Source organism: Tepidibacillus infernus (genome assembly GCF_048898065.1).
Classification (GTDB): domain Bacteria; phylum Bacillota; class Bacilli; order Tepidibacillales; family Tepidibacillaceae; genus Tepidibacillus_B; species Tepidibacillus_B infernus.
On the sequence record NZ_JBLWFI010000021.1, the window covers coordinates 1 to 388 of the forward strand.

The 388-nt window shown below is 37.9% G+C and carries 1 tRNA gene; it reads right to left on the reverse strand.

From position 1 onward, the window contains the following. Nucleotides 1–262 precede the first annotated feature (262 nt). Nucleotides 263–336, reverse strand: a tRNA-Gly gene (locus TEPIDINF_RS14815). Between the last annotated feature and the right edge of the window lie 52 nt (nucleotides 337–388).

Sequence of the window (388 nt, forward strand, 5' to 3'; positions counted from 1 at the left end):
AAAAGTTATCCTTAACTCTAATAAATTGATTAGGTCCACATTTCTGTGGTACGCTTGGCTTTTACACTGTTCAGTTTTCAAAGAGCAATCAAAGTTTCAATTAGTGTGTCGTAACAGCGACAAAATATATCTTATTATGTATTATGTTAATTTGTCAACTGTTTTTTTTCTTTATATTTTTGTTGGAGTAATGGAACACTCTTCGAGTACACAATTTCCATCCAGCAAAGATGACCATTCGACGTAGTAGTCTGGAAACTAATGGAGCGGATGATGGGAATCGAACCCACGCTACCAGCTTGGAAGGCTGGAGTTCTACCATTGAACTACATCCGCATATTTTATAATTTATATGGTCGGGGTGACAGGATTTGAACCTGCGACCCCC